The organism is Acinetobacter sp. 18QD2AZ41W, from assembly GCF_009829025.1.
GTDB lineage: Bacteria > Pseudomonadota > Gammaproteobacteria > Pseudomonadales > Moraxellaceae > Acinetobacter > Acinetobacter pseudolwoffii.
In genome coordinates, this window is record NZ_WURP01000002.1 from 176,320 (window position 1) to 200,412 (window position 24,093).

A 24,093-nucleotide genomic window follows, 5' to 3' on the forward strand; every position below is an offset into this window, starting at 1 on the left:
ATTCCCTGTCTTTGGTTTATGACAACTCCCGATTCTTACGCACAAATTCAAGTCTATCAACAAGATCCAGCCGAGCTAAAAGCCTGGATTAAAGCGCAGGCGCTAGAATTGGGGTTTTCTGATTGTGTCATTGCCAAACCAGATGCTCAAGCAGAATTAGCGCGCTTACAGGAATATCTGGATCGTGGCTATCATGGCGACATGAAATTTCTGGAAGATAATCTGGAAAAACGTGCCAATCCTGCCTTACTTGTCCCCGGCACGCGCAGCATTATCTGCGTGCGTATGGATTATCTGGTCGAGACTCCAAAGCCACGTTACGTTCCGTATGCACCCAATTCCGCGATTATTGCGCGTTATGCCCGTGGCCGGGATTATCACAAGATCATGCGCGGTCGGCTAAAAACCTTGGCGACAAAAATCCGAGAAAAAGTTGGCGATTTTGAATCACGCCCTTTTGCCGATTCTGCACCCATTTTTGAAAAATCACTGGCTGAAAGTGCTGGCATGGGCTGGACAGGTAAACATACCCTGCTGATTCATAAAAAGTCTGGTTCTTTCTTTGTGCTTGGAGAGCTATTTACTTCTCTGGACCTCCCTTTTGATGCGCCTGCCAGTAAACATTGTGGTTCCTGTACGGCCTGTATCGACATCTGTCCAACTCAGGCCATTGTCGAGCCCTATATGCTGGATGCACGGCGATGTATTGCTTACTTAACCATCGAGTATAAAGGCATTATTCCAGAAGATTTGCGCCGCGGAATTGGTAACCGGGTTTTTGGTTGTGACGATTGCCAGCTAATTTGTCCTTGGAACAGTTTTGCCCAAATCACCCCGGTAGAAGATTTTCATCCACGACATGGTCTGGATCAGGTCAGCTTGCTAGATTTATGGCAATGGGATGAAACCACCTTCTTAAGTGCGACCGAAGGCAGTCCAATGCGTCGTACAGGTTATCAAAGCTTCATGCGCAATATCGCAATTGGTCTGGGCAATGCACCTTTTGATGAAAAGATTGTTTACGCTTTACAACATCAACGGGCATTACATGACGAAATTGTGCAGGTGCATATTGATTGGGCGATTCAGGAACAGTTGACCAAAACAGCATAAATTTTCAATTTATTACTTCGGCTCACTCGATCTCTTATAAGGCTTACACAATATTTGATCACTTTATGTCATAAAGAAAGAGATGAAAAAATGACGAGAGGGACTGAAGATGCAAGAGCAAGATAAAAAACAGCAACAGCACGAACAGCTAGATCAGCTTAAACAGCAGAAGCAACAACAGCAGCAGCCCCAACATGGGCCAATCGATTCTCCTAAGAACAATCAGCATGAGCAGGATGAACGAGTGCTGAACAAGCAGCATCGTGACGATCTGCAAAATCAGAATATTCATGGGGGTCATCGTGAATAAAAAATTTCAGGATTAAATATAATGACAAAGTCCACCCCGTGTGGGCTTTGTTGGTTATAGAAGGTCATATTTTGATAGTGAGGCAGACACACATTTTTATTAAGATGAGGTGAATGATAAATAAGCACAAACAAGGACAGATATATGAACACGAGTAATGCAGTACGCAATGATTGGTCACGTGAAGAAATACAGGCACTGTATCAGCAGCCTTTAATGGATTTATTGTTTCAGGCGCAACAGGTTCATCGTGAGCACTTCACTGCCAATACAGTTCAGGTCAGCACCCTCCTCTCGATCAAAACAGGCAAATGCCCAGAAGACTGCAAATACTGTTCACAATCTGCGCATTATGATTCCAAGCTAGAAGCTGAAAAACGTATCGCGGTCGATAAAGTCATTCAGGAGGCTAAACAGGCACTGGCTTCTGGAAGCTCTCGTTTCTGTATGGGCGCTGCATGGCGTAACCCGCATGAGCGCGATATGCCTTATGTTCTGGAAATGGTGCAGGAAGTTAAAGCACTCGGTCTGGAAACCTGTATGACACTGGGCATGTTGAATGCATCCCAAGCAGAACGTTTGAAAGATGCCGGTCTGGATTATTACAACCACAATCTGGATACTTCTCGTGAATATTATTCACATATTATCAGTACCCGAAGCTTTGATGACCGTCTCGATACTTTAGATTATGTGCGTCAAGCCGGTTTAAAAGTATGTAGTGGCGGTATTGTCGGACTGGGCGAAAGCCGTAATGACCGGATTGGTTTATTATATGAACTTGCCACGCTGGTCATTCACCCTGAATCTGTCCCGATCAATATGCTGGTTCCAATTGAAGGCACACCAATGGCAGATGTAGAAAAACTGGATGTTATTGAATGGATTCGTACCATTGCAGTGGCGCGCCTCTTGATGCCAAAAAGCTACATCCGCCTCTCTGCGGGCCGTGAATCGTTAACCGATTCAGATCAGGCTCTGGCATTTATGGCCGGTGCCAATTCCATTTTCTCGGGTGAAAAACTTTTGACCACCCCAAATACTGCCCAAGGTCGTGACCAAAAGCTATTTGAGAAATTAGGTCTGGTTGCAGAGCAGCCTAAACCAAGTGTACGTGCATTGGCGACCGATGCGATGGCAGGCTAAGCAATATAGGAGTGAATTAAGTCGCTGAAAAGTTATGTGCAGTAATCAGTATGCCATAGCGGGCATTCAGATAATCTCCAACTCTGATTTGATCCATTCCATTGGCATGATGCACCACCAACTCCTGAGTGATTGCATCATAGCTAAAAGACTCATAACTGTCTTGATGCAGACTAAGCCAATGCAGCGTATCTGCCAGATTGCTGTCTACGATATAGGTATCTGCATGAAAATTTTTGCTCATATGCCCGATCATCAGCTTGGAATTTCACTCTAATTTTAACGGAAATCAGCCAAGTATAAGCATAAAAAAAGTGAGCCCTCGCTCACTTTTTTTTGTAAAACATCAGTCCTTATTGATCCCACACTTACGACACTCCCTGTGTTCCCCGATTTCCTGCATTTGCTCGTACTCATAGATATGCAAGCAAAATAATTTTCTTAATAGCTGAAGCATCTTGAAACTCCTGTTTAATCATTTTTTTAATACGCTTCTTAAGATATTCCTTCCTGAAACATCATGATTTCTGACTAAAAAATCATCTCTTATTTATTAGCATAATTTTCTCAGTTGTAAAATGCATTTCATCTACTTTTCATCTTATTTCCTGATATTTTTTGAAGTGCATCACAGTCCATTCATAAATATAAACTTTTTTCCTGAGGTAAAATTCTTCTAGATAAAAAATCCTCAAGAATGGCTCATAAAACTCATCTATTGAAGCCAGACCTCTTTTTTATAAGTTGATGCAAATATTGCCTAATTTTTATTTAAGTGTAATAGTTAAATTATCGTCAATGGTAAAATCATAAGCATTACGACAATACGAAATTAGTTTTTCAAATCGATTGAATATCTGCTCATTTAATTGTTTTTATTGGAAAAATCCTTTCCACTCCGAAGCAGGTATGTCTTTGAATAGACGATAACAAAATACTGGCAATATATGCTTTTCTATCGACTGATACTCTTTCTTATAAGTTTTATCAGTTCATACAGCTTGCTTTGTCTTCATCCATTTAATCAGTAAATTACCAAACAATAGGTTCTCTTTTTGTTGAGCTTCCAATAACTTCTCATTTTTAGTTTTTAAAATGAGTTCACCATTTTAATACTTAATGGCCATTGAACATGCTTCTCTGACTGAGATTACTGGATAAGTCCCAAGCTATGTCCATTTACCAAGTGTATTCTTAAACCGCAACTGCCATGATTTTTACCTGTTACAACGACTTTTAAATACAAACCCATAATATCCGAAACCCTATACTCTAATTCTTTAGGTTTTAACACTGCAAATTGGGTATCTGTGAGCAATTTAGATTTAGCAATAAAATTATGATTTTCCTAGATTAAACTAGGCTCCTGTATCCTGAGTTATATTTTAAATTTATGATACAAACAAGGATACGAATAGGGTGTTTTTCTACGAGTCTACCTGAGTATTCTTAAGACATAAAAAAACCCTTAACTCTTTTAGAGTTAAGGGTTTAGATCTTATATAAAGCTATATAAATATAAAATTTGGTGGGCCCAGACAGACTTGAACTGTCGACCAACGGATTATGAGTCCGCTGCTCTAACCAACTGAGCTATAGGCCCTACATGCTGAAAACTTTATTTATCAATAAGTTCAAGCGTCATGAATACTAGCTAAGATTTTTTTGAAAGACAAGTACTTTTATAACCACTTGAACACTTAGGCAGCAATCATCATGACTTGATTCGACAGAAATTCTAGCTCTTTAAGACTTCAGTCTAAAGACATGCAGAAAAATGGGTATATACAGATCAATTTAAGGCAGCCTAGCCTGAAATATTGACGTCAACCTCATAGAATAAAGCATACATTTGATAGATTTGACGTCTCAGTATATTTATAAAGTATCAAAAAATATTTGATAAAATATTAAAAATGATGGAAAAGTATATGAGCTGCAGAATAAAGAAAAATTAGAATTGAGACTTCATTTCTTTTTCTTTACGCAAATCCTGCTTAATTTCGATGAAAGACCATACAATTATAAGCACTAAAATCAATAAAGAGACTACAAAGGCTGTAATGTATGTCATAGTTTTCAATCTCAGAGTAGAAAGAACAACAAAATAGAAAGGATTAATACCCCTTCTCTTCTTCGACAAAAGTCTAATAACTAAATCTTGCTCTGGATAGTCATTTTTTCACCATTTTAAGACTTTTTTTATATCTAATAATACTTTTTTAATATCAAAATTTTTTATTTATACATTTTAGCTCTTAATATTTCAGTTTAAAAAGATCAAGAAATTATAGATTTCTACATTATTTACACGTTTTATTTGCCAGCCTATTGACTGAATGGCCGAACAAGAAGAAATTATGCAATTCTCCACATATGGCTTTTACTTAATCTGTGCTTATGCTAAATAAATTCATTGGCGAATCTGCATTTAAACTTGCGGGTTGGCAATATCATGTCGAACCAGATGTACTCGAAAACAAACAGGTCATTATTGGCTTTGAACATACTTCAATGATGGATGCGGTGCTGTCGATTGCCCTCTTCCAGATTTATGATCTTAAAGTTCATACCTTGATCAAAAAAGAACTATTTAAAGGACCTTTCAAACCGCTATTAAAAGCTGTCGGCGGTATTCCTGTTGACCGCAAGGCCAATAAAGATATCGTGACCCAGATGGTGGAGCATTTTCAGAATAATGAAAAGTTTAATCTGGTGATTGCACCAGAAGCGACACGTGCCAAGCAAGGTGAAGCACGTAAACCGATCCGTACCGGCTTCTGGCATATTGCCAAAGCTGCCAATGTGCCGATTGTGTTGCTATATGCCAATTCCAGAACCAAACAAGGTGGCATTTTAGGCAAGATTTATCCAACAGATCTGGCTCAAGATCTGGCCTTAATCAAACAGCTCTATAAAGATAAAGTGGATCTGGATATTGTCATTCCGGAATAAGCTGGGTATAGGTATTCGACATGAACAGATACACTGCTGTTCATGTCCTCCTAAAGCATTTGTATAAATTTGAAAAATAAAATCAAAAACTGCACTATAGCATTCCCCTTTTCTATCAATTTAATACAATTTTTTTGTTTTATCCTGAAATCTCAAATCCAGACACTTTTTTTTAAAAAAAAGCTTATGGTAGAATTTCGGCATTCTGATAGGCATACAGCCAATCTACAAGGAGCAAAGTTCGCATGGCGGGTCATTCCAAGTGGGCCAATATTAAGCATCGTAAAGCAAAACAAGATGCGAGTCGTGGTAAGCTTTTTACCAAATATATCCGTGAATTAACCACTGCGGCAAAACTCGGTGGTCCAGATGCAGGCAGCAACCCTCGTCTGCGTGCGGTGGTTGAAAAAGCATTATCTGTAAATATGACACGTGATGTGATCAACCGTGCCATTCAACGTGGTGCGGGTGGCGAAGATAACGACGACCTGAAAGAAGTGACCTATGAAGGTTATGGTGTAGGTGGTGTTGCTGTTCTGGTAGAGACCATGACAGACAATCTGAATCGTACTGTTCCTGATGTTCGCCATTGCTTCTCAAAAACCAATGGTAACTTAGGTACTGCCGGTTCAGTGGCTTATCTGTTTACCAAACGTGGCGAGATCACTTTTGAAGATGTTTCTTTAGAAGATCAAATCATGGAAGTAGCTTTGGAAGCAGGCGCGGAAGATATTGAAATTGCTGAAGATGAAATTCTGGTAATTACCACGCCTGAAAGCTTTGGTGATGTACAGGATGCGCTCACTGCAGCAGGTCTTAAGTCTGACAATGCTGAAGTGGTGATGAGCCCTTCAACCAAAGCTGAAATTACAGATGTTGATCAAGCCAAAATGATTCTGAAAATGATCGATATGTTTGAAGATTTAGATGATGTTCAAAACGTATATACCAACGTAGAGTTTACCGATGAAGTGATGGCGCAATTAGACGCTTAAGCTTGATCAAAACTAAAAACGCACCCTTGGGTGCGTTTTTTATAGTTGTCTACTACTCTCGCCTAGGATCAAACTTTATTGAGTAATCCGCTACAGTTAAAGACATTATATTCTTTAATGACAAAGCTCGAATGCAGTGCAACCACATGCTCAATTTTCCCGATACGCTTGAGTAAAATTTCACTATAATTTTCCATATCTCGCGCCACTACTTCGACAATAAAATCCGCAGACTGGCCGGTGACCAAAAAGGCATTAATCACTTCGGGAATACTTTCCAGTTCTTCCAGAAATTTAGCAAAAGTATCACTATCATGTTTACTTAGCGACACCTGTAACAGTACATGCAGCGTGAAACCTAATTTCTGATAATTAATTTCACGCTTTAAGCCACTGATAATATTGTGATCGATCAAGTGTTTGATCCGGCGATGGACTGAACTCACAGATAAATTTACCCGCTCTGACAGTTCATTCAGATTGACATCCTCATGGGTCAATATTTCTAGAATATGTTTATCGAAACGATCCAGTTCCATTTTTATACTCTTTCTTAATAATCAATAAAAATAGCAAAATATTGCGCTCTCCCTGTTATACAATATTTATTTATTTTTCACAAAGTTTTCATATTCTGAAAATATTTTCCAAATCTTCTGCCATTTTATAAAGTAACTTTCAATCCTGAACCAGATAACCGTTAATCATATAATTCTAAAAAATGACCAATGGTAATTTCTATTAATTATTTATTTTTTAATAGTTTAAGTTTAATTAGTCCAGCAAAATACAAGCCAGACCTTCAAGTACCCGCACAGTTCAGCCACTTATCTTTTACAAGTGTATAGAAATAGATTAAAACAAAGCCGCACTAAAAATAAAAATAGCATTTTTCAAAAATATTAAATAAGGAATGCTCATGGCTTCTAAAATTTTAAGTTTGATTAAAACCAAGGTGAGTCCTGTCTTAACGGCTGAAACACAAACTAAAAGCCTGTTAGGTGGCTTATTCGCTGGAACAGCCTCAGGTACGCTTAGCAATCTCATTGGCAGTCTAAACAGCTCTAATTCACAACCTTCCGTGAGCTCATTATTAAACAGCCTTCTCTCTGGACATAGTCTGAACAGCGCAAATCTGAGCAATTTATTAACTCAGTTGTCTGGTTCAAATGCTTCGAAGTTAGATATTCAGAGTCTGATCAGCAGCTTAACCCAATCCAATGGGGGCAGTTTTAATATTGGCCAGATCACCAATTTGTTGAATGGCCTAATGGCGAACAATAGCAGCAATCTGGATATTGGTGCTATTTCCAAACTCGTCGGCGGTCTCATCGGCGGTAATGGCGAGATTGATATTACACAAATCGTTCAGCTGGTCAGCGGCCTGATCGGCGGTTCTGGTGGTTTAGGTAATATCGACATTGCTGCAATTGCAGATCTGGTCAGCAAGCTCATCGGTGGTAATGGCGAGATTGATATTGCACAAATCGTTCAGCTGGTTGGTGGTCTGATTGGTGGGTCTGGTGCACTGGGTGATATCGACATCGGCGCGATTGCAGATCTGATCGGCGGTTTAATCGGCGGCAATACAGGCAATGATTTTGATATCGGTGCTATCACAGATTTAATTAGCGGTTTTGTCGGTGAGAATGCAGCGGGGGATTTTGATCTCGATGGCTTTACCGATTTACTCAGCGGCCTGATCGCGAATGGCTCAAATGGCATAGATTTAGGAGGATTATTGGGTAATCTCAATCTAGATAGTGATCTGGATCTGGGTACTCTGATCGAAGGAATTTCCTCTGCTTCAAACGGGTTTGATCTAGGTAGCATTGTCGGAGGCATTGGGCAATTGATTGATAATAGCTCTTCGATTGAATTACCTGATCTAGGTGATCTGGTCCAAGATGTGGGTGCCACAGATTCCAATATTGACTTGTCTGCTATTCTGCCTGAGACTCAAGATACGATTCAGAATATTGGCAGTGGTGGTGGTTCATCCAGCTTTGATTTTGGTTCACTTCTCAATAATTTTACTAAAAATATTGATATCGACCAGACTAATCCTTGGGGTTAGTCATCATCTCATTAAAAACGCGCTTAATGCGCGTTTTTAATTTTAGGATTTGCCTTGAAGCTTATACACCACGCCAGTCTACTCGCGCATTGCGTTCGGTTCGGTAAATACGACAAATATATTCACCCAGAGGCAACGCATTTAAATGCTGCTGATAATCACGATATTCTTCGGACAAGGTTTCAAAATTTTCTTTTTCCCACGGCGTCCCCGGAATCGCCAATAATGGAGCAAGCATAGAACAGACAGCAATATCCGCCAGACCTAAACGATTTCCGACAAAATAATATCCACCTTGACTAACCAGCATCTGATTGAGTTGCTGTACAGTGACATCAATATGCTGTTTGGATTCCGCCACAGTTTCCTCATTCAATGCATAACCTTTGGCGACCATTGCTTTTAATAAAGGTTTAGAAAATTTTTCAAACTGGCGCAAATAGCCTTGCTCACCAATTAAAATATCGAGAGATTCATGATCGGAAGTCAGCGCTTGAGAGAGCATCCAGCGGCGGACATGACGACCCAGCTCCAGAGTAATTTCATTAATTTCTAAGGCTTTATTTCGAAAATGTCCTTCAGCATACAATAAACGATGTTCTGGATAAGTATCATCCAGATAAAGCGCAATCTGGGTTGAATCTGCAATCCATTTGTCCTGATCGCGCAAAATAGGCAGACGATTCTGTCCTGTTTTCAGTCGGGCAAAAGCCCGATGTACGCCGGGAATCAGGTTGTGAGCAACATAGTACAGCTCTTTATGGTCCAGCATCCAACGTGCTTTTTCGCAAAAGTGAGATAAAGGAAACTGGTATAAAGTTCGCATGCATGCTCCATGTTTATCGTTATTGGATCAGGGCGTATAGGCCGCTGTTTTATTCAGATACTTTAGTCACTCACTTTTAGAAAAACAATGTGATTTTTATCCAAAAGTACAATACTGGCTGATTATTCCTCTATATTCGGCGGACTCACAACAAATCCGGGAAAGCTCAGCGGAGCTTTTAAGTTATCAGAAGCATTTGATTGCAATAAACCACAAGCGCATGACCTGACTTTAGCCGTGCTTTCATGTAAAATTGGGGGCAATTTTTATATAACGCTTTTGTGAGTTATTTCATGGGTTTTAATTGCGGTATTGTCGGCTTGCCGAACGTTGGCAAATCTACACTTTTCAATGCTTTAACCAAAGCTGCTATTGCTGCAGAAAACTTCCCGTTCTGTACCATTGAACCAAATACCGGCATCGTGCCTGTTCCTGACCCACGTTTAGACAAATTGACAGCAATTGTTAAACCGCAGCGCGTGATTCCAACGTCTATGGAATTTGTGGACATCGCAGGTCTGGTCGCTGGCGCTTCTAAAGGTGAAGGCTTAGGTAACCAGTTCCTGGCCAACATCCGCGAAACTGATGCAATCGCTCACGTGGTACGTTGTTTTGAAGATGAAAACGTCATTCATGTGAATGGTCGTATTGATCCACTGGATGATATCGCCACGATTAATACAGAACTCGCGCTTGCAGACCTGGACGCGGTAGCGAAAGCGATTACCCGTTTGACTAAATCTGCCAAAGGTGGTGACAAAGAAGCAATTGCTACTAAAGCAGTATTAGAAAAAATCCAGCCTTTACTCGATGAAGGCAAACCGGCTCGCGCAGCGGATCTGGATGATGACGAACGTAAACTGGTACGTGGCTTTGGCTTAATGACGCTTAAACCAACCATGTATATTGCCAACGTTGCTGAAGATGGTTTTGAAAATAACCCGCATTTGGATGCAGTGAGAAAATTGGCTGCTGAAGAAAATGCAATTGTCGTACCTCTTTGCAACCAGATTGAAGCGGAAATTTCATTGCTTGAAGATGAAGACCGTGCTGAATTCCTGGAAGCGATGGGCATGGAAGAACCTGGTTTAAACGTGGTGATTCGTGCAGGTTATTCACTACTTGGCTTACAAACTTACTTCACCGCAGGTGTACAAGAGGTTCGTGCCTGGACTGTGAAAATTGGTGCAACTGCACCGCAAGCCGCTGGTGTAATTCATACCGACTTTGAAAAAGGCTTTATCCGTGCAGAATGTATTGCTTATGATGATTTCGTGCAGTACAACGGCGAAGCGGGTGCAAAAGAAGCCGGTAAATGGCGTCTAGAAGGTAAAACCTATATCGTTCAGGATGGCGACGTTTTACATTTCCGTTTTAACGTCTAAGTATTTGCTGTGTGAAAAAGCCCCTTCTGGGGCTTTTTTATTACCTAGGAAATAAGATGACCGAGCGTAGAAAACTTACAGGCAACGCATAATTCACACATATTAACAATAATGATAATTATTCTCATATAAAAATATTAAATTCAGGCGTATGTTAAATCTAATGAAAAATAACATGACTTCATTCTAGCAAAGGAATCCTGACCATGAGCTATACCCTGCCTGTACTGCCATATCCCTATGATGCCCTAGAGCCTCATATCGATAGCAAGACCATGGAAATTCATCATAGCAAGCATCATCAAACCTATATTAATAATATCAATGCAGGGATCGCAGGAACCGAATGGGAAGATTTATCGGTCGAAGCCTTAATTAGCAAATTCAATGAAGTACCGCAGCAATTAAAACAGAACGTGATCAATAATGCCGGTGGACATGCCAATCACTCCCTGTTCTGGACAGTCATGAGTCCAGACGGTGGCGGCCATCCAGAAGCTGAAATTGCAAAGGCCATTGAACATGAATTAGGCGGATTCGAGGCATTTAAAGACACCTTTACCCAGGCAGCACTGAGCCGTTTTGGTAGCGGTTGGGCCTGGCTGAGTGTTGCGCCAGATCAAACACTTATTGTAGAAAGCAGCGCCAATCAGGACTCTCCACTGATGCATGGCAATATTCCCATTTTAGGTCTGGATGTCTGGGAACATGCCTATTATTTGCACTATCAAAACCGTCGTCCGGAATATATCTCGGCTTTTTTCAATGTCGTGAACTGGCAAGAAGTGAATCGTCGTTATCTGGAAGCATTGAACACGCTTTAGCTTTAAATATTTAAGGAGATCGACCATGTCTACACCTATTCTGATTAAACGCATAATTGGCAGCACACTCCTGATCTGTGGTGTATTTGTGATTTTATTAGAACATGTGTGGATACCCTCTTTTTAGAGTCTTGCTGTTGTCTCATCCTAAAAAAGCCAGTCTGAATGACTGGCTTTTATGCTTATAACTAAATGGCTAAAGGTTTATTGCATATTAGCAATCGCGGTGCCTTTTTGTTTGGGATCAGTATTTCCCAATTCAGGATTATCAATCGCATTCTGACATTGCAGTTTATCCCGCTCATAATCCGCCTGCTTTTGTTCCAGACTGCTGCCATTGTCGATCACGGTACGCGCCCAGATTTCCAGACTGGTTAAGGCTTTACGACACAGAGCATATTTACCTTCAGTCACCGAATCGGTCATTTTGACATTAATACGCCAGTCTGTGCTCAGCTTACGTGCCGGTTGACGCACCTGGGTTTCCAGCTGATCCACTTCTTTATTATAAACCAGTGGATCGACTTTATTGATCAGTTGCCATGCCGCATTGGCATAGGTGGTCGCATCATTAGTCAATTTAGGTGCCGGTTTAATTTCTGGCTTATCAGTCGATTGACTGTCATTCCCACACGCTTGTAACAACAATGCAGTGCTCATTAAAGCAGCTGTCAGCATCGTACGTGTCTTGAACATCCACATATCAGGCTCGCCAATTTAAACATTTCGGCACTATGCTATTAAATTCACGTAGAATACACAATCTTCATTTGACCCATCGTTCAACTCTCCTTCAAGGTGTGTCGTGTCTGAACAGAATCAACTCGCTACGCAACCTGCTGGCTTCTGGCAAGGTGCAAAAGATAGCCAAGCGATCATCTTCACTTATTTACCAGTGTCGTTTGCTTTTGGCGTTTCAGCCACTCAGTTTGGCTTTACGGCTTGGGAAGCGCTGTTTCTTTCCTGCTCGATGTATGCAGGTGCCAGCCAGTTCCTTGTGGTCGCACTTTTAGGCAGTGGCACATCTATCTGGATGACGGCATTAACGGTGATTGCCCTAGACATTCGGCATTTGCTCTATGGCCCTGCGCTGCAAAACCTGATTCAAGACCGGCTGAATTTAAAGAAAACTGCGATCTGGTCTTGGGGTCTGACCGATGAGGTTTTTGCTTCCGGCATGATCAAGCTCTCGCAACGGCGTCAGGAATGGTCTGAATCCTGGATGCTGGGTTTAAGCCTGTTTAGCTGGATGTCCTGGGCATTGGGATCTTTTCTCGGTGGTTTATTTGCCGATCAGGTCAGCAATCTGCCGCAATTCTTGCAAGCGGCTCTAGACTTCCTGTTACCTGCGCTGTTCCTGAGTTTCCTCTTGGCTGCTTTTGAGAAGAAACATACTTTTGTTGTGACTGTCACCATTCTGGTTTCTGCTGTGGCCTGTTACTTTATTGATCTGTCTGCCGCGATTTTCATTGGTATCAGTTCCGGTATTTTTGCCGGCCTGTTCAAGCACTATATCTTAAAACAGCCAGATCCTGAACATGCAGGAGATCAAGCATGAATCTAGAGATTATTCTGGTCGGCATTGTCGTCGGGATCGCCAATTTCGTCTCACGCTTCGGGCCTTTTTTTGTGATTCAGAAATTTCAGCAAGGCTCACAAAAACGCGGAGCATTGTGGCTAAAAATTGCCTTGGGTTCAATCGGCATTGCGGCAATCAGCTCCATGCTGGTAGTTGCTACCTTACCGCCATTATTAGAAACACCGAATAAAAGTATTGCGATGCTGGTCGGATTTATCGTACTCACTGCGTTGTACTTTAAATTCAAACGCATCGTGATGGCGACCCTGACCGCAGCACTGACCTATGGTCTGGTTTATACCTATGTGCCGATGACGTTTTAAGCTTGAACTGACTGATCAATCAAGATAAAGACTTATGCTTATGGAATAGTATAGGTCTTTATTATATAAAAATAATTAGCTGATCCCTATCATTTTTCCTGAAAGAAAAAGCTCAAATAAAATCATTTCCGTATTCTTTTATACTTTTTTAATACTCGACCAGTTGTAGATAGAAAAAAGCTATTGCCAAAACAGGATATACCGTCTTCAAATCAGTCTGACAGATCAGTGACATGACAATTACGCCTTACTTACATCCAGAAAAACTTTATAAATAAAACTGTTGGACAATATCACAATTTTGTATGAATCTTGGCTTAACTGCCGGCTCAGTTCTGCTATGCTAAAAGTCCATAAAATCAAGCATGGATGACACACATGAGCGTGACTATTGGTACTCCCCTGCAAGCTTCTGCCTATAAAGTTCTATTATTGGGTTCTGGTGAACTGGGCAAGGAAGTGGTGATTTCACTACAACGTCTTGGGGTCGAAGTTCATGCTGCTGACCGTTATGAGCATGCACCTGCCATGCAAGTCGCGCATTATTCCTATACCTTGAATATGGCCGATGCTGAAGAATTAAAACAATTGATCCATCAAATCCAGCCACATTTAATCGTTCCTGAAATTGAAGCCATTGCCACACAAGTACTGGTTGACGTTGAAGAACAAAATATTGCGACCGTCATTCCTTCGGCTAAAGCGGTCAATCTGACCATGAACCGCGAAGGCATTCGCCGTCTGGCCGCAGAAGAACTGGGGCTGCCAACTTCAGCGTACCGATTTGCTGACAGTTTAGAGTCCTTCCGTGCTGCCTGTGATGATGTCGGCTATCCAAACTTTGTCAAGCCGGTCATGTCCTCTTCTGGCAAAGGCCAGTCTCGGGTAAAAAGCTTTGCAGAGGTAGACGCGGCTTGGGAATATGCGCAAACTGGTGGACGCGTCAATCAGGGTACAGTGATTGTCGAATCGCAAATTGACTTTGATTTTGAAATTACCTTATTGACTGTTCGTGCAAAAAATCCGGCAACCGGCGAGATCGAAGCCTCTTATTGCGATCCGATCGGACATCGTCAGGACTCGGGCGATTATGTCGAAAGCTGGCAACCTCAGCCGATGACTCCGGCAGCGCTAGAGGAATCTAAACGCATTGCCCACAAAGTCACCACAGCACTGGGGGGTTGCGGAATCTTTGGTGTAGAACTCTTTATCAAAGGCGACCAAGTATGGTTTAGTGAGGTTTCTCCTCGTCCACACGATACCGGACTGGTAACACTTGCCTCTCAATTCCAAAGCGAATTTGAATTGCATGCACGTGCGATTTTAGGCCTGCCGGTCAATACCACACGGCATAGTGTGGCTGCCAGCGCGGTGATTTATGCCGGGGTAGATGATCGTAATCTTTCATTTTCTGGCCTGAATCTTGCTTTAGCAGACGGCAATACTGATTTGCGCCTGTTTGGCAAACCTGAAGGCTTCGAACGGCGTCGCATGGGCGTTGCGACTGCACGTGCTGAAAGCATTGAACAGGCACGCGAACTGGCACTTCAGGTCGCAAATCAAGTTAGCATTAATCAAAACTAAGCTGAAATACCAACGGACCACTGTTCATGATCAATACCTTACCTCTGCTGAATTACATTAAAAGTAACCATGACATTAAAGCCATCAATCAATGGCGTAGTGATGTCGAAAATCAGCTACAGGAGAGTTTTGAAAATGGACAGCCGATTCGGGATATTATTCTGGCACGTTCCAATCTGATTGATGAAGCACTGCAATTTCTCTGGAAATATGCCGAACTGGATCAAACCGATTTGGCCCTGTTTGCTGTCGGAGGTTATGGTCGCCGTGAAATGCTGCCTTATTCTGATGTCGACCTCATGATCCTGTCAGAAGACGAGATTAGTCCAGAGCAGGAACAGCTGATTTCTACCTTCATTTCATTACTCTGGGATGTCGGTAATTTCAAACCGGGGATCAGCGTGCGTACCATCAATGATTGTGTCAGTCAGGCCAGTAGTGATCTCACCGTTGCCACTACGCTAATCGAAGCACGCCTGATTATTGGCAATGAGAACCTGTGCAAATGGCCACGGCGCATCGTGTCACGCACCTGGACCGATAAAACCTTCTTTGATGCCAAAATGGATGAGCAGCATAAACGCTATGCTCAGCACAACAATACCGAAAGCAATCTGGAACCGGATATTAAAAATGCACCGGGCGGTATCCGCGACATCAACCAAATCGGCTGGATTGCCAAACGACATTTCCGCGTCAACCGGATTTATGATCTGGTACATCTGGGTTTTATTTCAGAATTTGAACTGGGTGTGCTCGAAGAAGCTGAAAGTTTTCTCTGGGAGATTCGCCATCACCTGCACCGCCTGACCAAGCGTGACGAAAACCGCTTATTGTTCGATTATCAGCGTGATATTGCAGCTAAATTCGGCTATGTGCGTGATGAGGCGCATCATCCGAACTATCCGATCGAACAGTTCATGAAGCGCTATTATCGCAGCGCACAGCAAGTCTCTACACTCAATGAAATGCTGTTGGCCTACTTCAATGAATCTGTGATTACCCCACGTTTACCGCAATATGAACGCCAGATTGAGGAAATTAATGAAAATTTCAAACTGGTCGATGGCAAGTTAGCAGTTCAGCATCACAAGATTTTCTCGGAAAATCCAAGCGCGATTCTGGAAATTTTCTACCTGTTGGCCAATCGTCCTGAAATTCAGGGCATTCGTGCGCGTACCTTACGCCTGCTGACCTTGGCAGGAAAACGCATTGATCAGGATTTTCGTGATAATCCGGTGCATCAGGCGCTGTTTATGGCGATTATCCGCTCACCGCATCGACTCTACGACACCCTGGTGACGATGAAGCGTTATGGCGTACTGGGTAATTACATCCCGGCCTTTGGGCAAATTCTGGGCCTAATGCAATATGACCTGTTCCATATCTATACGGTCGATGCACATACCTTATTGTTGCTACGCAATTTAAATCGCTTTAAAGCACCTGAATTTGCCAAGGAATTTCCTGTGGTCAGTTCAGTGTTCCAGCGCCTGACCCGTCGTGACATTGTATATCTGGCAGCTCTTTTTCATGATATTGCCAAAGGTCGTGGCGGTGATCATAGTGAACTTGGTGCCAGCGATGCGATTAAATTCTGCCGTAGTCACGGTTTTACCGAACGTGAAAGCAACCTGGTGGCCTGGCTGATCCAGAATCATCTGGTAATGTCTGTCACCGCCCAGAAAAAAGATATTTCCGATCCGGATGTGGTCAAAGAATTCGCAGAAAAAATGGGCGACATGGAGCATCTGGATTATTTATACACCCTGACGGTAGCCGATATTAACGCCACCAATCCGAAGCTGTGGAATACCTGGCGCGCTTCCCTGATGCGCCAGCTCTATACTCAGGCGCGCGATGTAATCCGTTCCGGTCTGGGTCGTCCGGTTGATTATCAAATGCTGATTGAAGATACCAAATTTGCGGCCAGCGAACTTCTGGTTCAGGACTTTTCACTGGATGAAGTAGAAAAAGTCTGGCAGGAACTTGGTGATGACTATTTCCTAAAAGAAACAGCAGATGAAATTGCCTGGCATACCCGTGCCATCTTACAGCACGGCGACAATCCTGCGCCTTTGGTGCTGATGCGGGCGCACCGTAAATATGCGCAGGATGCGGTACAGATCTTTATTTATACGCAGGATCAACCCAACCTTTTTGCCACTACGGTGGCTATTCTGGATCGCATGAATCTGGATGTACAAGACGCAAGAATTATTACTGCCACTAAAGCTTTCAGTCTGGATACCTACGTGGTATTGGACCGTTTTGGTACTTTATTGACTGATCCTGAACGCGAAGCCACAGTGATTGAAGCCCTTAAAGATGCCTTGAGTCATTCTGATGAATATCCGGGCTTGATGCAGCGCCGGATTCCACGTCAACTACGTCATTTCGATATTGAAAATACAGTCGAGATTAGTGTCAATCCTGCCTTGAATCAGAATATGGTCGAAATTGCGACCCTTGATCACCCTGGTTTACTTGCCAAAATCGGTGGTTTATTTATGATGCAAGGCCTGGACATCCACTCTGCCAAAATTGCCACACTGGGCGAACGTGCCGAAGATATTTTCTTTGTCACTAAAAAAGATGGCAACCCTATGACACCTGGAGAATCTGCTGAATTTGCAGCTGCACTTAAAACTGCGCTGGATGAAGCCTCTCATCAGGTTTGTAGTCAACACTCACATTAAAACGCGGTTACTTATTCATGAACTCTAGCTTGTCTCTACTGCATCCTTATCCGTTTGAAAAGTTAAATCAGCTTTTTGCGGATATCCAGCCTGCAAATATGCCTTTAATTCCCCTGTCGATTGGTGAACCGAAGCATCCTGCACCGGAGTTTGTGAAACAAGCGATTATCGATAACTTTAAACATTTATCGACGTATCCAAACAGTAAAGGCCTGCCTGAGCTACGCGAAAGTATTGCTCAATGGCTGACGCGCCGTTTTAAGCTAAATAGCATCAGTGCAGACAGCAATATCCTGCCTGTTTCTGGTACGCGTGAAGCGATTTTCTCGTTTGTACAGGCTTTGGTAAATCGTGAAGAGGCACCTTATGTGGTGATGCCGAATCCGTTTTATCAGATTTATGAAGGTGCAACACTGCTCGCAGGTGCAAAACCATATTTCATCAACTGTACTGAAGAAAATAACTACCTTGGTGATTTTGATGCTGTTCCGGCAGAAGTCTGGGAAAAAACGGCACTGTTATTTGTCTGTACTCCGGGCAATCCAACCGGTGCAGTGCTGTCTAAAGAACAGTTTAAAAAACTGATTGCCCTGTCGGATCAATATAACTTTGTGATTGCTTCAGACGAATGCTATTCGGAGCTGTGGTTTGATCAGGCACCTGTAGGTTTACTGGAAGTTTGTGCTGAAATCGGCCGGGATGACTATAAAAACTGCGTGGTGTTCCATTCACTGTCTAAACGCTCTAACCTTCCGGGTATGCGTTCAGGTTTTGTTGCCGGTGATGCCAGCCTGTTAAAACCTTATTTGCAATATCGTACTTACCACGGCGCAGCGATGCCGGTACAACATCAACTGGCTTCAATCGCTGCCTGGGATGATGAAGCGCATGTGGAAGAAAACCGGGTGCAATACCGTGCCAAGTTTGATTTATTTCAACAGGAACTCGGACATTTATTGCCACTCAAAAAACCGGATGCAGGTTTCTATTACTGGTTAAAAGTTGACAATGATGAAGCCTTTGCTAAACGCCTGATGGAAGAAGCACATATTAAAGTACTTCCGGGTCGTTATTTATCCCGCGATACTGAACAGGGTAATCCGGGTGAAAATCATGTACGTCTAGCACTTGTGGCCGATCTGGCGCAATGTGAAGAAGTCATTCAACGCCTGAAAGCCATCCTCTAAGTTTTAATCAAAACTAAAAAACCCACTGGTTTAAAGTGGGTTTTTTACTTGAAATCAGATGAGTTCTATTTTTATCTCATACTGAGAAAATAACACAGAGTCTTACAACACTTTTGCAATTTCATCTTCAAGCTCTTCAGGCTTGGTGGTCGGAGCAAAACGGTTCAATACCTTGCCATCACGGCCGATCAGGAATTTGGTAAAATTCCATTTAATTCCATTGCCTAAAATACCTTTGGAATTATTGGTTAAATAGCGAAAAATGGCGTGCGCTTCAGGGCCTTTGACATCCACCTTGGAAAACATCGGGAAAGATACCCCGTAATTCTTCTGGCAAAATTCACCAATCTGTTCATTGGAACCCGGATCTTGACCACCAAACTGATTGCATGGAAATCCCAAAATTTCCAGACCTTGATCTTTATATTTTTCGTAAAGTTTTTCTAATCCTGAAAACTGTGGGGTAAAACCACACTTACTCGCTGTATTGACGATCAAAAGTACCTTGCCTTCGTAATCTGCAAGTGGCTTGCTTTTGCCATCTAACAATTCAGCTTCAAACTGATAAATGCTGGTCATGGATAGGTTTCCTCATCATTTTTTTCTTGTGTTTCTAAGTCCAAAGAAGCCGAGTTGACACAATAACGTAAGCCCGTCGGCTCTGGACCATCCGGGAAAACATGCCCTAAATGTGCGTCACAATGATGACAAACAATCTCAGTTCTGACCATTCCGTGTGAAGTATCAGGTAATTCTTCTACCACCGAACTGCTGACGGGACGGTAGAAACTTGGCCAGCCACAGCCGCTGTCATACTTGGTCTCAGACGAGAACAGTGGCGTGCCGCAGCAACGGCATACATAGGTGCCATCTTGCTTGGTATTCCAGTATTTTCCAGTAAATGCCGGCTCGGTTCCCTTCTCGCGCGTAATGCGAAACTCCTCAGGTGATAACTCTCTTTGCCATTCCCGGTCTGATTTATTGAGTTTTCCCATGATCACATACCTTTTTATCTTGCTATTTAAAATAGGATAATCCTATATTTACGTGATTCATTTTAAAAATTCTAGTCTTTATTCAACATTTTACAAAAGACATATAATGCCTAAAAAAGCAAAAAGAAAGCAAATATAAAAATAAAAGTAAGCAATTCTTACATTAAATATTTTTTAGTGAGCAAATTTAATGGTATTCTTAGCTCTAAATTTGCTCAGGATTAAAAAATGTCGCAAAAAAAGAGCGTAATTTTTAAAAATCTGCTGCCTGTGATCAAACAATATCAGCAGCTTGGATTTACGCATGAAAAAATTGTTGCACTACTTCGAGATGAACATGATCTCGATCTAGTCACAACTGAGACATTTAAAAGTTATTTATATCGTTATGCAAAAGTGACCTCCACTCCTTCCGAGAACATCAAAATGCCGAACACTTTCCAAACCCCTCGCGAGATCAAGAAATCATCTAAGCTCGAGCATGTGTGCTACGACATTCGCGGACCTGTGTTACGAGCGGCCATCGAGATGGAAGAAGCCGGTCACAAAATTATCAAATTAAATATTGGCAACCCTGCCCCATTTGGGTTTGAAGCACCACAAGAAATTATCAACGATGTGGCTTTAAACCTGCCGAATGCGATTGGCTACACGGATTCCAAAGGGATTTTCCCGGCGCGTAAGGCGATCTGTCAGTATTATCAGCAAAAAGGCATTCTGGATATGCACGTCAATGACGTTTATATCGGTAATGGTGTGTCTGAACTGATTGTCATGGCCATGCAGGGCCTATTGGATGATGGCGATGAAATGCTGATTCCAATGCCGGATTATCCGCTTTGGACTGCGGCAGTCAATCTGTCTGGCGGTACGGCGATTCATTATAAATGTGATGAAGAAAATCACTGGTATCCCGACATTGTCGATATGGAAAGTAAAATCACGCCAAATACCCGTGGTATTGTGATTATTAATCCAAACAACCCGACCGGTTCGGTTTATCCGCGTCATGTCTTGCAACAGATCGTGGACTTGGCCAAGAAGTATGACCTGATTTTATTTGCTGACGAAATCTATGACAAAATCATCTATGACGGTATCGAGCATGTCGCTGTAGCTGCCTTGGCAGGTGATCAGATTTGTGTATCATTTAACGGTTTATCAAAGGCTTATCGTATTGCTGGCTTCCGTTCTGGCTGGATGGCCATTACCGGCAATAAAACACGTGCAGCAGACTATATCGAAGGTCTGGACATGCTGGCATCTATGCGCCTGTGTGCCAACCATCAGGCGCAATATGCAATTCAGACTGCACTGGGCGGCTATCAGTCCATTAATGACCTGATTCGTCCGGGTGGCCGTTTGTATGAACAGCGTAATATTGCCTGGGAAATGCTGAACGAGATTCCTGGGGTGTCCTGTGTCAAGCCTGAGGGTGCGATGTACTGCTTCCCGAAACTGGATCCGAACGTTTATCCAATTCAGGACGATGAAAAGCTGATGCTGGACTTGTTACGTGCCGAGAAAGTACTTCTGGTTCAAGGTACAGGCTTTAACTGGCCGACACCGGATCATTTTCGTGTGGTGTTCCTGCCGGCTGAAAATGAACTGCGTGAAGCGCTTATCCGTGTTGGCCGTTTCCTGGCCAAGATGCGTTAACTCCTGAAATAGACAACATAAAAAAACCGCATTTCTGAATGCGGTTTTTTTATTTCTCTCCATATTCAAAGTTTCGACTTATAACATTTTAAAAAGTACAAAGACTTCCTGAAGCACAAATTCCTGCACTCAACGGTTTCTTATCAAGTGATTTCTCCTTAATCACGAAGATTCATGTTATTTTTTAACCAAATATAAAACTTTATGAGTACACGGATGTCCTCACACACAATTAAACTCAGCCTGTTTCTCTGCCTTAGTATGTGCTTGGGGATTGGCATTCTTCGTTTCTCTTATACTGCGCTGTTACCCGGCACACGAGAAGCCTTTGGCTGGAGTACAGATTTTGCCGGGCTTTTGGGCAGTGCCAATTTACTGGGCTATTTAATCGGTGCCTATACCGCCATGCGTCTGCCTCAAGACCGCAGTATGAGCAGGTATATTCAAATTTCAGCTTTTGCCGGTATGTTCAGTCTGATGTGCTGTGCATTTTCTGGTTTCTCTGAAGTTTGGTATATCTTTTGGCGCGTGATTTCAGGAATCAGCGGCGGGCTGATGATGATCTTATCGCCAAGTGTAGTTGCGCAGTGCTGTGAACTTCAGGATCGTCTTAAAATCAACTTTATCGGTTTTAGCGGAATCGGATTAGGTGTATTAATTGCAACCCTGTTTCTGCCTTATCTGGATCAGATTTCCATACAGACTGCCTGGCTGATCTTATGTGGCTTTGCCCTGCTCATTTGTCTATGTTTAAGTGGACTTATCCAAAAATTTAAGCCTTATTTGTCCATACAAGCACCTTCGACTACCTCCAAGATATCTTTGAATAGCGTCTTTTATAGCTTACTGGCTGTCTACGCGTGTAGCGCCTTTGCTTATATACCGCATTCGCTCTTCTGGATTGATTATTTAAGCCAGCAGTTGGAATTGAGCTTGTTCTGGATTAACTTCAATTGGATTCTTTATGGATTTGGTAGTGCTTTAGGCGCCTTCAGTGCTTATGCACTGGCCAGAAAATTCGGTAATTTTGCTGCCCTGAAAATTCTTTATAGTCTTTATATTGTGGCTATTTTTATTGCGACTCTAGAGGGCCAAGCATTGCTCACGTTGAGCTCTTCCTTTTTGACCGGCATGCTAAACCCTGCTGTGGTTTTCCTGACCTCTTATACCATTTTGCAACTGTATGGGCTGGCGTATAAAAAACTCTGGAGCATTGCCACCTTGTGTTTCGCCTCTGTTCAGCTGATTGGCGGACTCAGTTTTAGTGCGCTGCAATATTTTGGTTTGAGCTATCATCAACAGTTCATATTAGCTGCATTTGTTCTTTTATTAGGAACATTGCAATTATTCTGGTGTACCCGTCCTGCCAGATTCACTCCTGAAACACAACCCCATCCAGTTTCTGCTCAAGGAGAAGGCACGAAATAAGGATATGGATTGGTCGCCCCTTGCCCGCTCAGATAAATCCCGTAATGTAGATGTGGCGGAGTATTTTTGGCATTTCCAGTATTGCCGACATAGGCAATCACTTCGCCCGCTTCCACCCAGTCGCCTTCCTGAATATGCTCAGCATAATCATTCAGATGCGCATAGTAATGCTGACTCATATCAGGCCCTGTCACCCAGATAACTTTCCCACCCAGATTATTGGTGCCAATTTTACGTACAATCCCTTGGGTGGCACTTAAGACAGGTGTGCCACGTCGAGCAAAAATATCTGTCCCTTCATGTTTACGGCCTGCACTGCGCGCGGCTCCCCACGTATCATTAATTTGACGGACTGTAATACCTTCGACCGGAATCTGTAACGGTGCTTCTAATTGAGTCTTTTTCAGTTGCCAATAAAGATAAGGACTTTTCCATCCTGCTGCTTCACCTGAAGGTGGTGGCTGACAGGCGGTCAAGACAAAGCATACAGATAAAATTAAGCTTAAAATCCGAAAAAATTTCACCAATATTATTCGCATTTATTTTAGAAAGATGGTTTTTATCTTAAGCAGAACAGCACAATTTAAAGTCGTAATCTTGTAATTTTTTGAATGATATTTTTATAAAATCAATGATATAACAACGCCCTTATGTAAGGGCGTTGTTATGGAAGGTAGCTAGGAATTACTTACGTTTTTTTGCACGGGAGGGTTTGGCTGGTTGTTGCTGTTGCTGTTGTTGCTCTTCATTCTGAGCGCTGTCCTGCTTGTCCTTTTGTTGGACCTGCTTATGTTTCGCTTTAGATTTGGCCATATTATGTACTCCTTCGGAGAAACGTCTCTATCACTGGAAGTTCCATTGATCACTCTAACGTTTTTGGAAAATATGCCAATCATCGAGCTGTATCCAAATACGTCAATGTAATAATAGGTTGGCTAAGTGATTCAACTCAGAACAAATCCTGTTCTGGCTCACTACAATCTTTACGCAAAGTTGCAGTTTGATACT

General features: G+C 42.4%; 23 protein-coding genes and 1 tRNA gene. 15 read left to right on the forward strand and 9 right to left on the reverse strand.

The window, feature by feature from the left end:
• Nucleotides 1–18: 18 nt before the first annotated feature.
• The 3 genes from queG to bioB all read left to right on the forward strand — a co-directional run bounded on the left by queG (nucleotide 19) and on the right by bioB (nucleotide 2,569).
• On the forward strand, nucleotides 19–1,113 hold the full coding sequence (queG, locus tag GVV58_RS03830; RefSeq protein WP_005097382.1) for a tRNA epoxyqueuosine(34) reductase QueG: 1,095 nt from the start codon (nucleotides 19–21) through the stop codon (nucleotides 1,111–1,113).
• Nucleotides 1,114–1,222: 109 nt separating this feature from the next.
• Nucleotides 1,223–1,423, forward strand: a complete 201-nt coding sequence (locus GVV58_RS03835) for a hypothetical protein (protein ID WP_005097383.1) — start codon at nucleotides 1,223–1,225, stop codon at nucleotides 1,421–1,423.
• Between the two features lie 144 nt (nucleotides 1,424–1,567).
• Nucleotides 1,568–2,569 (forward strand): biotin synthase BioB, encoded by a 1,002-nt coding sequence (gene bioB, locus GVV58_RS03840; protein ID WP_100329905.1) that lies wholly within the window; start codon nucleotides 1,568–1,570, stop codon nucleotides 2,567–2,569.
• A 16-nt stretch (nucleotides 2,570–2,585) separates the two neighbouring features.
• On the opposite strand, the gene GVV58_RS03845 is transcribed toward bioB, so the two are convergent.
• Both GVV58_RS03845 and GVV58_RS03850 read right to left on the reverse strand, forming a co-directional pair.
• On the reverse strand, nucleotides 2,586–2,813 hold the full coding sequence (locus GVV58_RS03845; protein ID WP_074383544.1) for a hypothetical protein: 228 nt from the start codon (nucleotides 2,811–2,813) through the stop codon (nucleotides 2,586–2,588).
• Nucleotides 2,814–4,095: 1,282 nt separating this feature from the next.
• A tRNA-Ile gene (locus GVV58_RS03850) sits at nucleotides 4,096–4,172 on the reverse strand.
• A gap of 797 nt (nucleotides 4,173–4,969) precedes the next feature.
• Here GVV58_RS03850 and GVV58_RS03855 point away from each other — a divergent pair.
• Both GVV58_RS03855 and GVV58_RS03860 read left to right on the forward strand, forming a co-directional pair.
• Nucleotides 4,970–5,524, forward strand: coding sequence for a 1-acyl-sn-glycerol-3-phosphate acyltransferase (locus GVV58_RS03855; RefSeq protein ID WP_159516036.1), 555 nt, complete (start codon nucleotides 4,970–4,972; stop codon nucleotides 5,522–5,524).
• A 245-nt stretch (nucleotides 5,525–5,769) separates the two neighbouring features.
• The gene (locus GVV58_RS03860) at nucleotides 5,770–6,519 is read left to right on the forward strand and encodes a YebC/PmpR family DNA-binding transcriptional regulator (protein WP_005097391.1); all 750 of its coding nucleotides are present in this window, start codon (nucleotides 5,770–5,772) and stop codon (nucleotides 6,517–6,519) included.
• 68 nt (nucleotides 6,520–6,587) lie between these two features.
• Here the strand turns inward: GVV58_RS03860 and GVV58_RS03865 are convergent, their stop codons facing one another.
• Nucleotides 6,588–7,058 carry an Lrp/AsnC family transcriptional regulator gene (locus GVV58_RS03865; RefSeq protein ID WP_005097392.1) on the reverse strand — a complete coding sequence of 157 codons (471 nt, stop codon included), beginning with the start codon at nucleotides 7,056–7,058 and terminating at the stop codon, nucleotides 6,588–6,590.
• 380 nt (nucleotides 7,059–7,438) lie between these two features.
• Here GVV58_RS03865 and GVV58_RS03870 point away from each other — a divergent pair, with 380 nt between their 5' ends.
• Nucleotides 7,439–8,596 (forward strand): hypothetical protein, encoded by a 1,158-nt coding sequence (locus GVV58_RS03870; protein WP_159516037.1) that lies wholly within the window; start codon nucleotides 7,439–7,441, stop codon nucleotides 8,594–8,596.
• Nucleotides 8,597–8,657: 61 nt separating this feature from the next.
• On the opposite strand, the gene GVV58_RS03875 is transcribed toward GVV58_RS03870, so the two are convergent.
• Nucleotides 8,658–9,422: a glutathione S-transferase gene (locus tag GVV58_RS03875; protein WP_005097394.1), complete on the reverse strand. Its 765-nt coding sequence runs from the start codon at nucleotides 9,420–9,422 to the stop codon at nucleotides 8,658–8,660.
• A gap of 293 nt (nucleotides 9,423–9,715) precedes the next feature.
• On the opposite strand from GVV58_RS03875, the gene ychF reads away from it, so the two are divergent.
• Nucleotides 9,716–10,807, forward strand: a complete 1,092-nt coding sequence (ychF, locus tag GVV58_RS03880) for a redox-regulated ATPase YchF (RefSeq protein ID WP_005170292.1) — start codon at nucleotides 9,716–9,718, stop codon at nucleotides 10,805–10,807.
• A 206-nt stretch (nucleotides 10,808–11,013) separates the two neighbouring features.
• Complete coding sequence (locus GVV58_RS03885) at nucleotides 11,014–11,631, forward strand: superoxide dismutase (protein ID WP_005097397.1); 618 nt, start codon at nucleotides 11,014–11,016, stop codon at nucleotides 11,629–11,631.
• A gap of 204 nt (nucleotides 11,632–11,835) precedes the next feature.
• Here the strand turns inward: GVV58_RS03885 and GVV58_RS03890 are convergent, their stop codons facing one another.
• Complete coding sequence (locus GVV58_RS03890; protein WP_005170291.1) at nucleotides 11,836–12,333, reverse strand: hypothetical protein; 498 nt, start codon at nucleotides 12,331–12,333, stop codon at nucleotides 11,836–11,838.
• Nucleotides 12,334–12,436: 103 nt separating this feature from the next.
• Between GVV58_RS03890 and GVV58_RS03895 the strand changes: the two genes are divergently transcribed.
• The 5 genes from GVV58_RS03895 (at nucleotide 12,437) to dapC (ending at nucleotide 19,003) form a co-directional block, all read left to right on the forward strand.
• A complete protein-coding gene (locus tag GVV58_RS03895) occupies nucleotides 12,437–13,189 on the forward strand; it encodes an AzlC family ABC transporter permease (protein WP_005097401.1) in 753 nt (250 codons plus the stop codon).
• Nucleotides 13,186–13,533, forward strand: a complete 348-nt coding sequence (gene ygaH / locus GVV58_RS03900; RefSeq protein WP_005097402.1) for an L-valine transporter subunit YgaH — start codon at nucleotides 13,186–13,188, stop codon at nucleotides 13,531–13,533. Before GVV58_RS03895 ends, ygaH begins: the two co-directional genes overlap by 4 nt.
• Nucleotides 13,534–13,902: 369 nt before the next feature.
• A complete protein-coding gene (purT, locus tag GVV58_RS03905) occupies nucleotides 13,903–15,117 on the forward strand; it encodes a formate-dependent phosphoribosylglycinamide formyltransferase (protein ID WP_171502627.1) in 1,215 nt (404 codons plus the stop codon).
• Nucleotides 15,118–15,143: 26 nt separating this feature from the next.
• A complete protein-coding gene (gene glnD / locus GVV58_RS03910; RefSeq protein WP_159516039.1) occupies nucleotides 15,144–17,816 on the forward strand; it encodes a [protein-PII] uridylyltransferase in 2,673 nt (890 codons plus the stop codon).
• A 17-nt stretch (nucleotides 17,817–17,833) separates the two neighbouring features.
• On the forward strand, nucleotides 17,834–19,003 hold the full coding sequence (gene dapC / locus GVV58_RS03915) for a succinyldiaminopimelate transaminase (RefSeq protein ID WP_004278945.1): 1,170 nt from the start codon (nucleotides 17,834–17,836) through the stop codon (nucleotides 19,001–19,003).
• Between the two features lie 102 nt (nucleotides 19,004–19,105).
• Here dapC and GVV58_RS03920 read toward each other — a convergent pair whose 3' ends face one another.
• Entirely contained in the window at nucleotides 19,106–19,582 is a 477-nt protein-coding gene (locus GVV58_RS03920) for a glutathione peroxidase (RefSeq protein ID WP_100328997.1), read from the reverse strand.
• Complete coding sequence (gene msrB / locus GVV58_RS03925; RefSeq protein ID WP_004645533.1) at nucleotides 19,579–19,998, reverse strand: peptide-methionine (R)-S-oxide reductase MsrB; 420 nt, start codon at nucleotides 19,996–19,998, stop codon at nucleotides 19,579–19,581. The genes GVV58_RS03920 and msrB overlap by 4 nt, the downstream gene beginning before the upstream one ends.
• A 228-nt stretch (nucleotides 19,999–20,226) precedes the next feature.
• Between msrB and GVV58_RS03930 the strand changes: the two genes are divergently transcribed.
• Together GVV58_RS03930 and GVV58_RS03935 are read left to right on the forward strand one after the other, a co-directional pair.
• Nucleotides 20,227–21,657, forward strand: coding sequence for a pyridoxal phosphate-dependent aminotransferase (locus tag GVV58_RS03930; RefSeq protein ID WP_159516040.1), 1,431 nt, complete (start codon nucleotides 20,227–20,229; stop codon nucleotides 21,655–21,657).
• Nucleotides 21,658–21,873: 216 nt separating this feature from the next.
• On the forward strand, nucleotides 21,874–23,085 hold the full coding sequence (locus GVV58_RS03935; RefSeq protein WP_159516041.1) for a YbfB/YjiJ family MFS transporter: 1,212 nt from the start codon (nucleotides 21,874–21,876) through the stop codon (nucleotides 23,083–23,085).
• On the opposite strand, the gene GVV58_RS03940 is transcribed toward GVV58_RS03935, so the two are convergent.
• Entirely contained in the window at nucleotides 23,064–23,624 is a 561-nt protein-coding gene (locus GVV58_RS03940; protein WP_074383288.1) for a M23 family metallopeptidase, read from the reverse strand. The genes GVV58_RS03935 and GVV58_RS03940 overlap by 22 nt on opposite strands.
• 145 nt (nucleotides 23,625–23,769) lie before the next feature.
• On the reverse strand, nucleotides 23,770–23,898 hold the full coding sequence (locus GVV58_RS15730) for a hypothetical protein (protein ID WP_005170281.1): 129 nt from the start codon (nucleotides 23,896–23,898) through the stop codon (nucleotides 23,770–23,772).
• Between the last annotated feature and the right edge of the window lie 195 nt (nucleotides 23,899–24,093).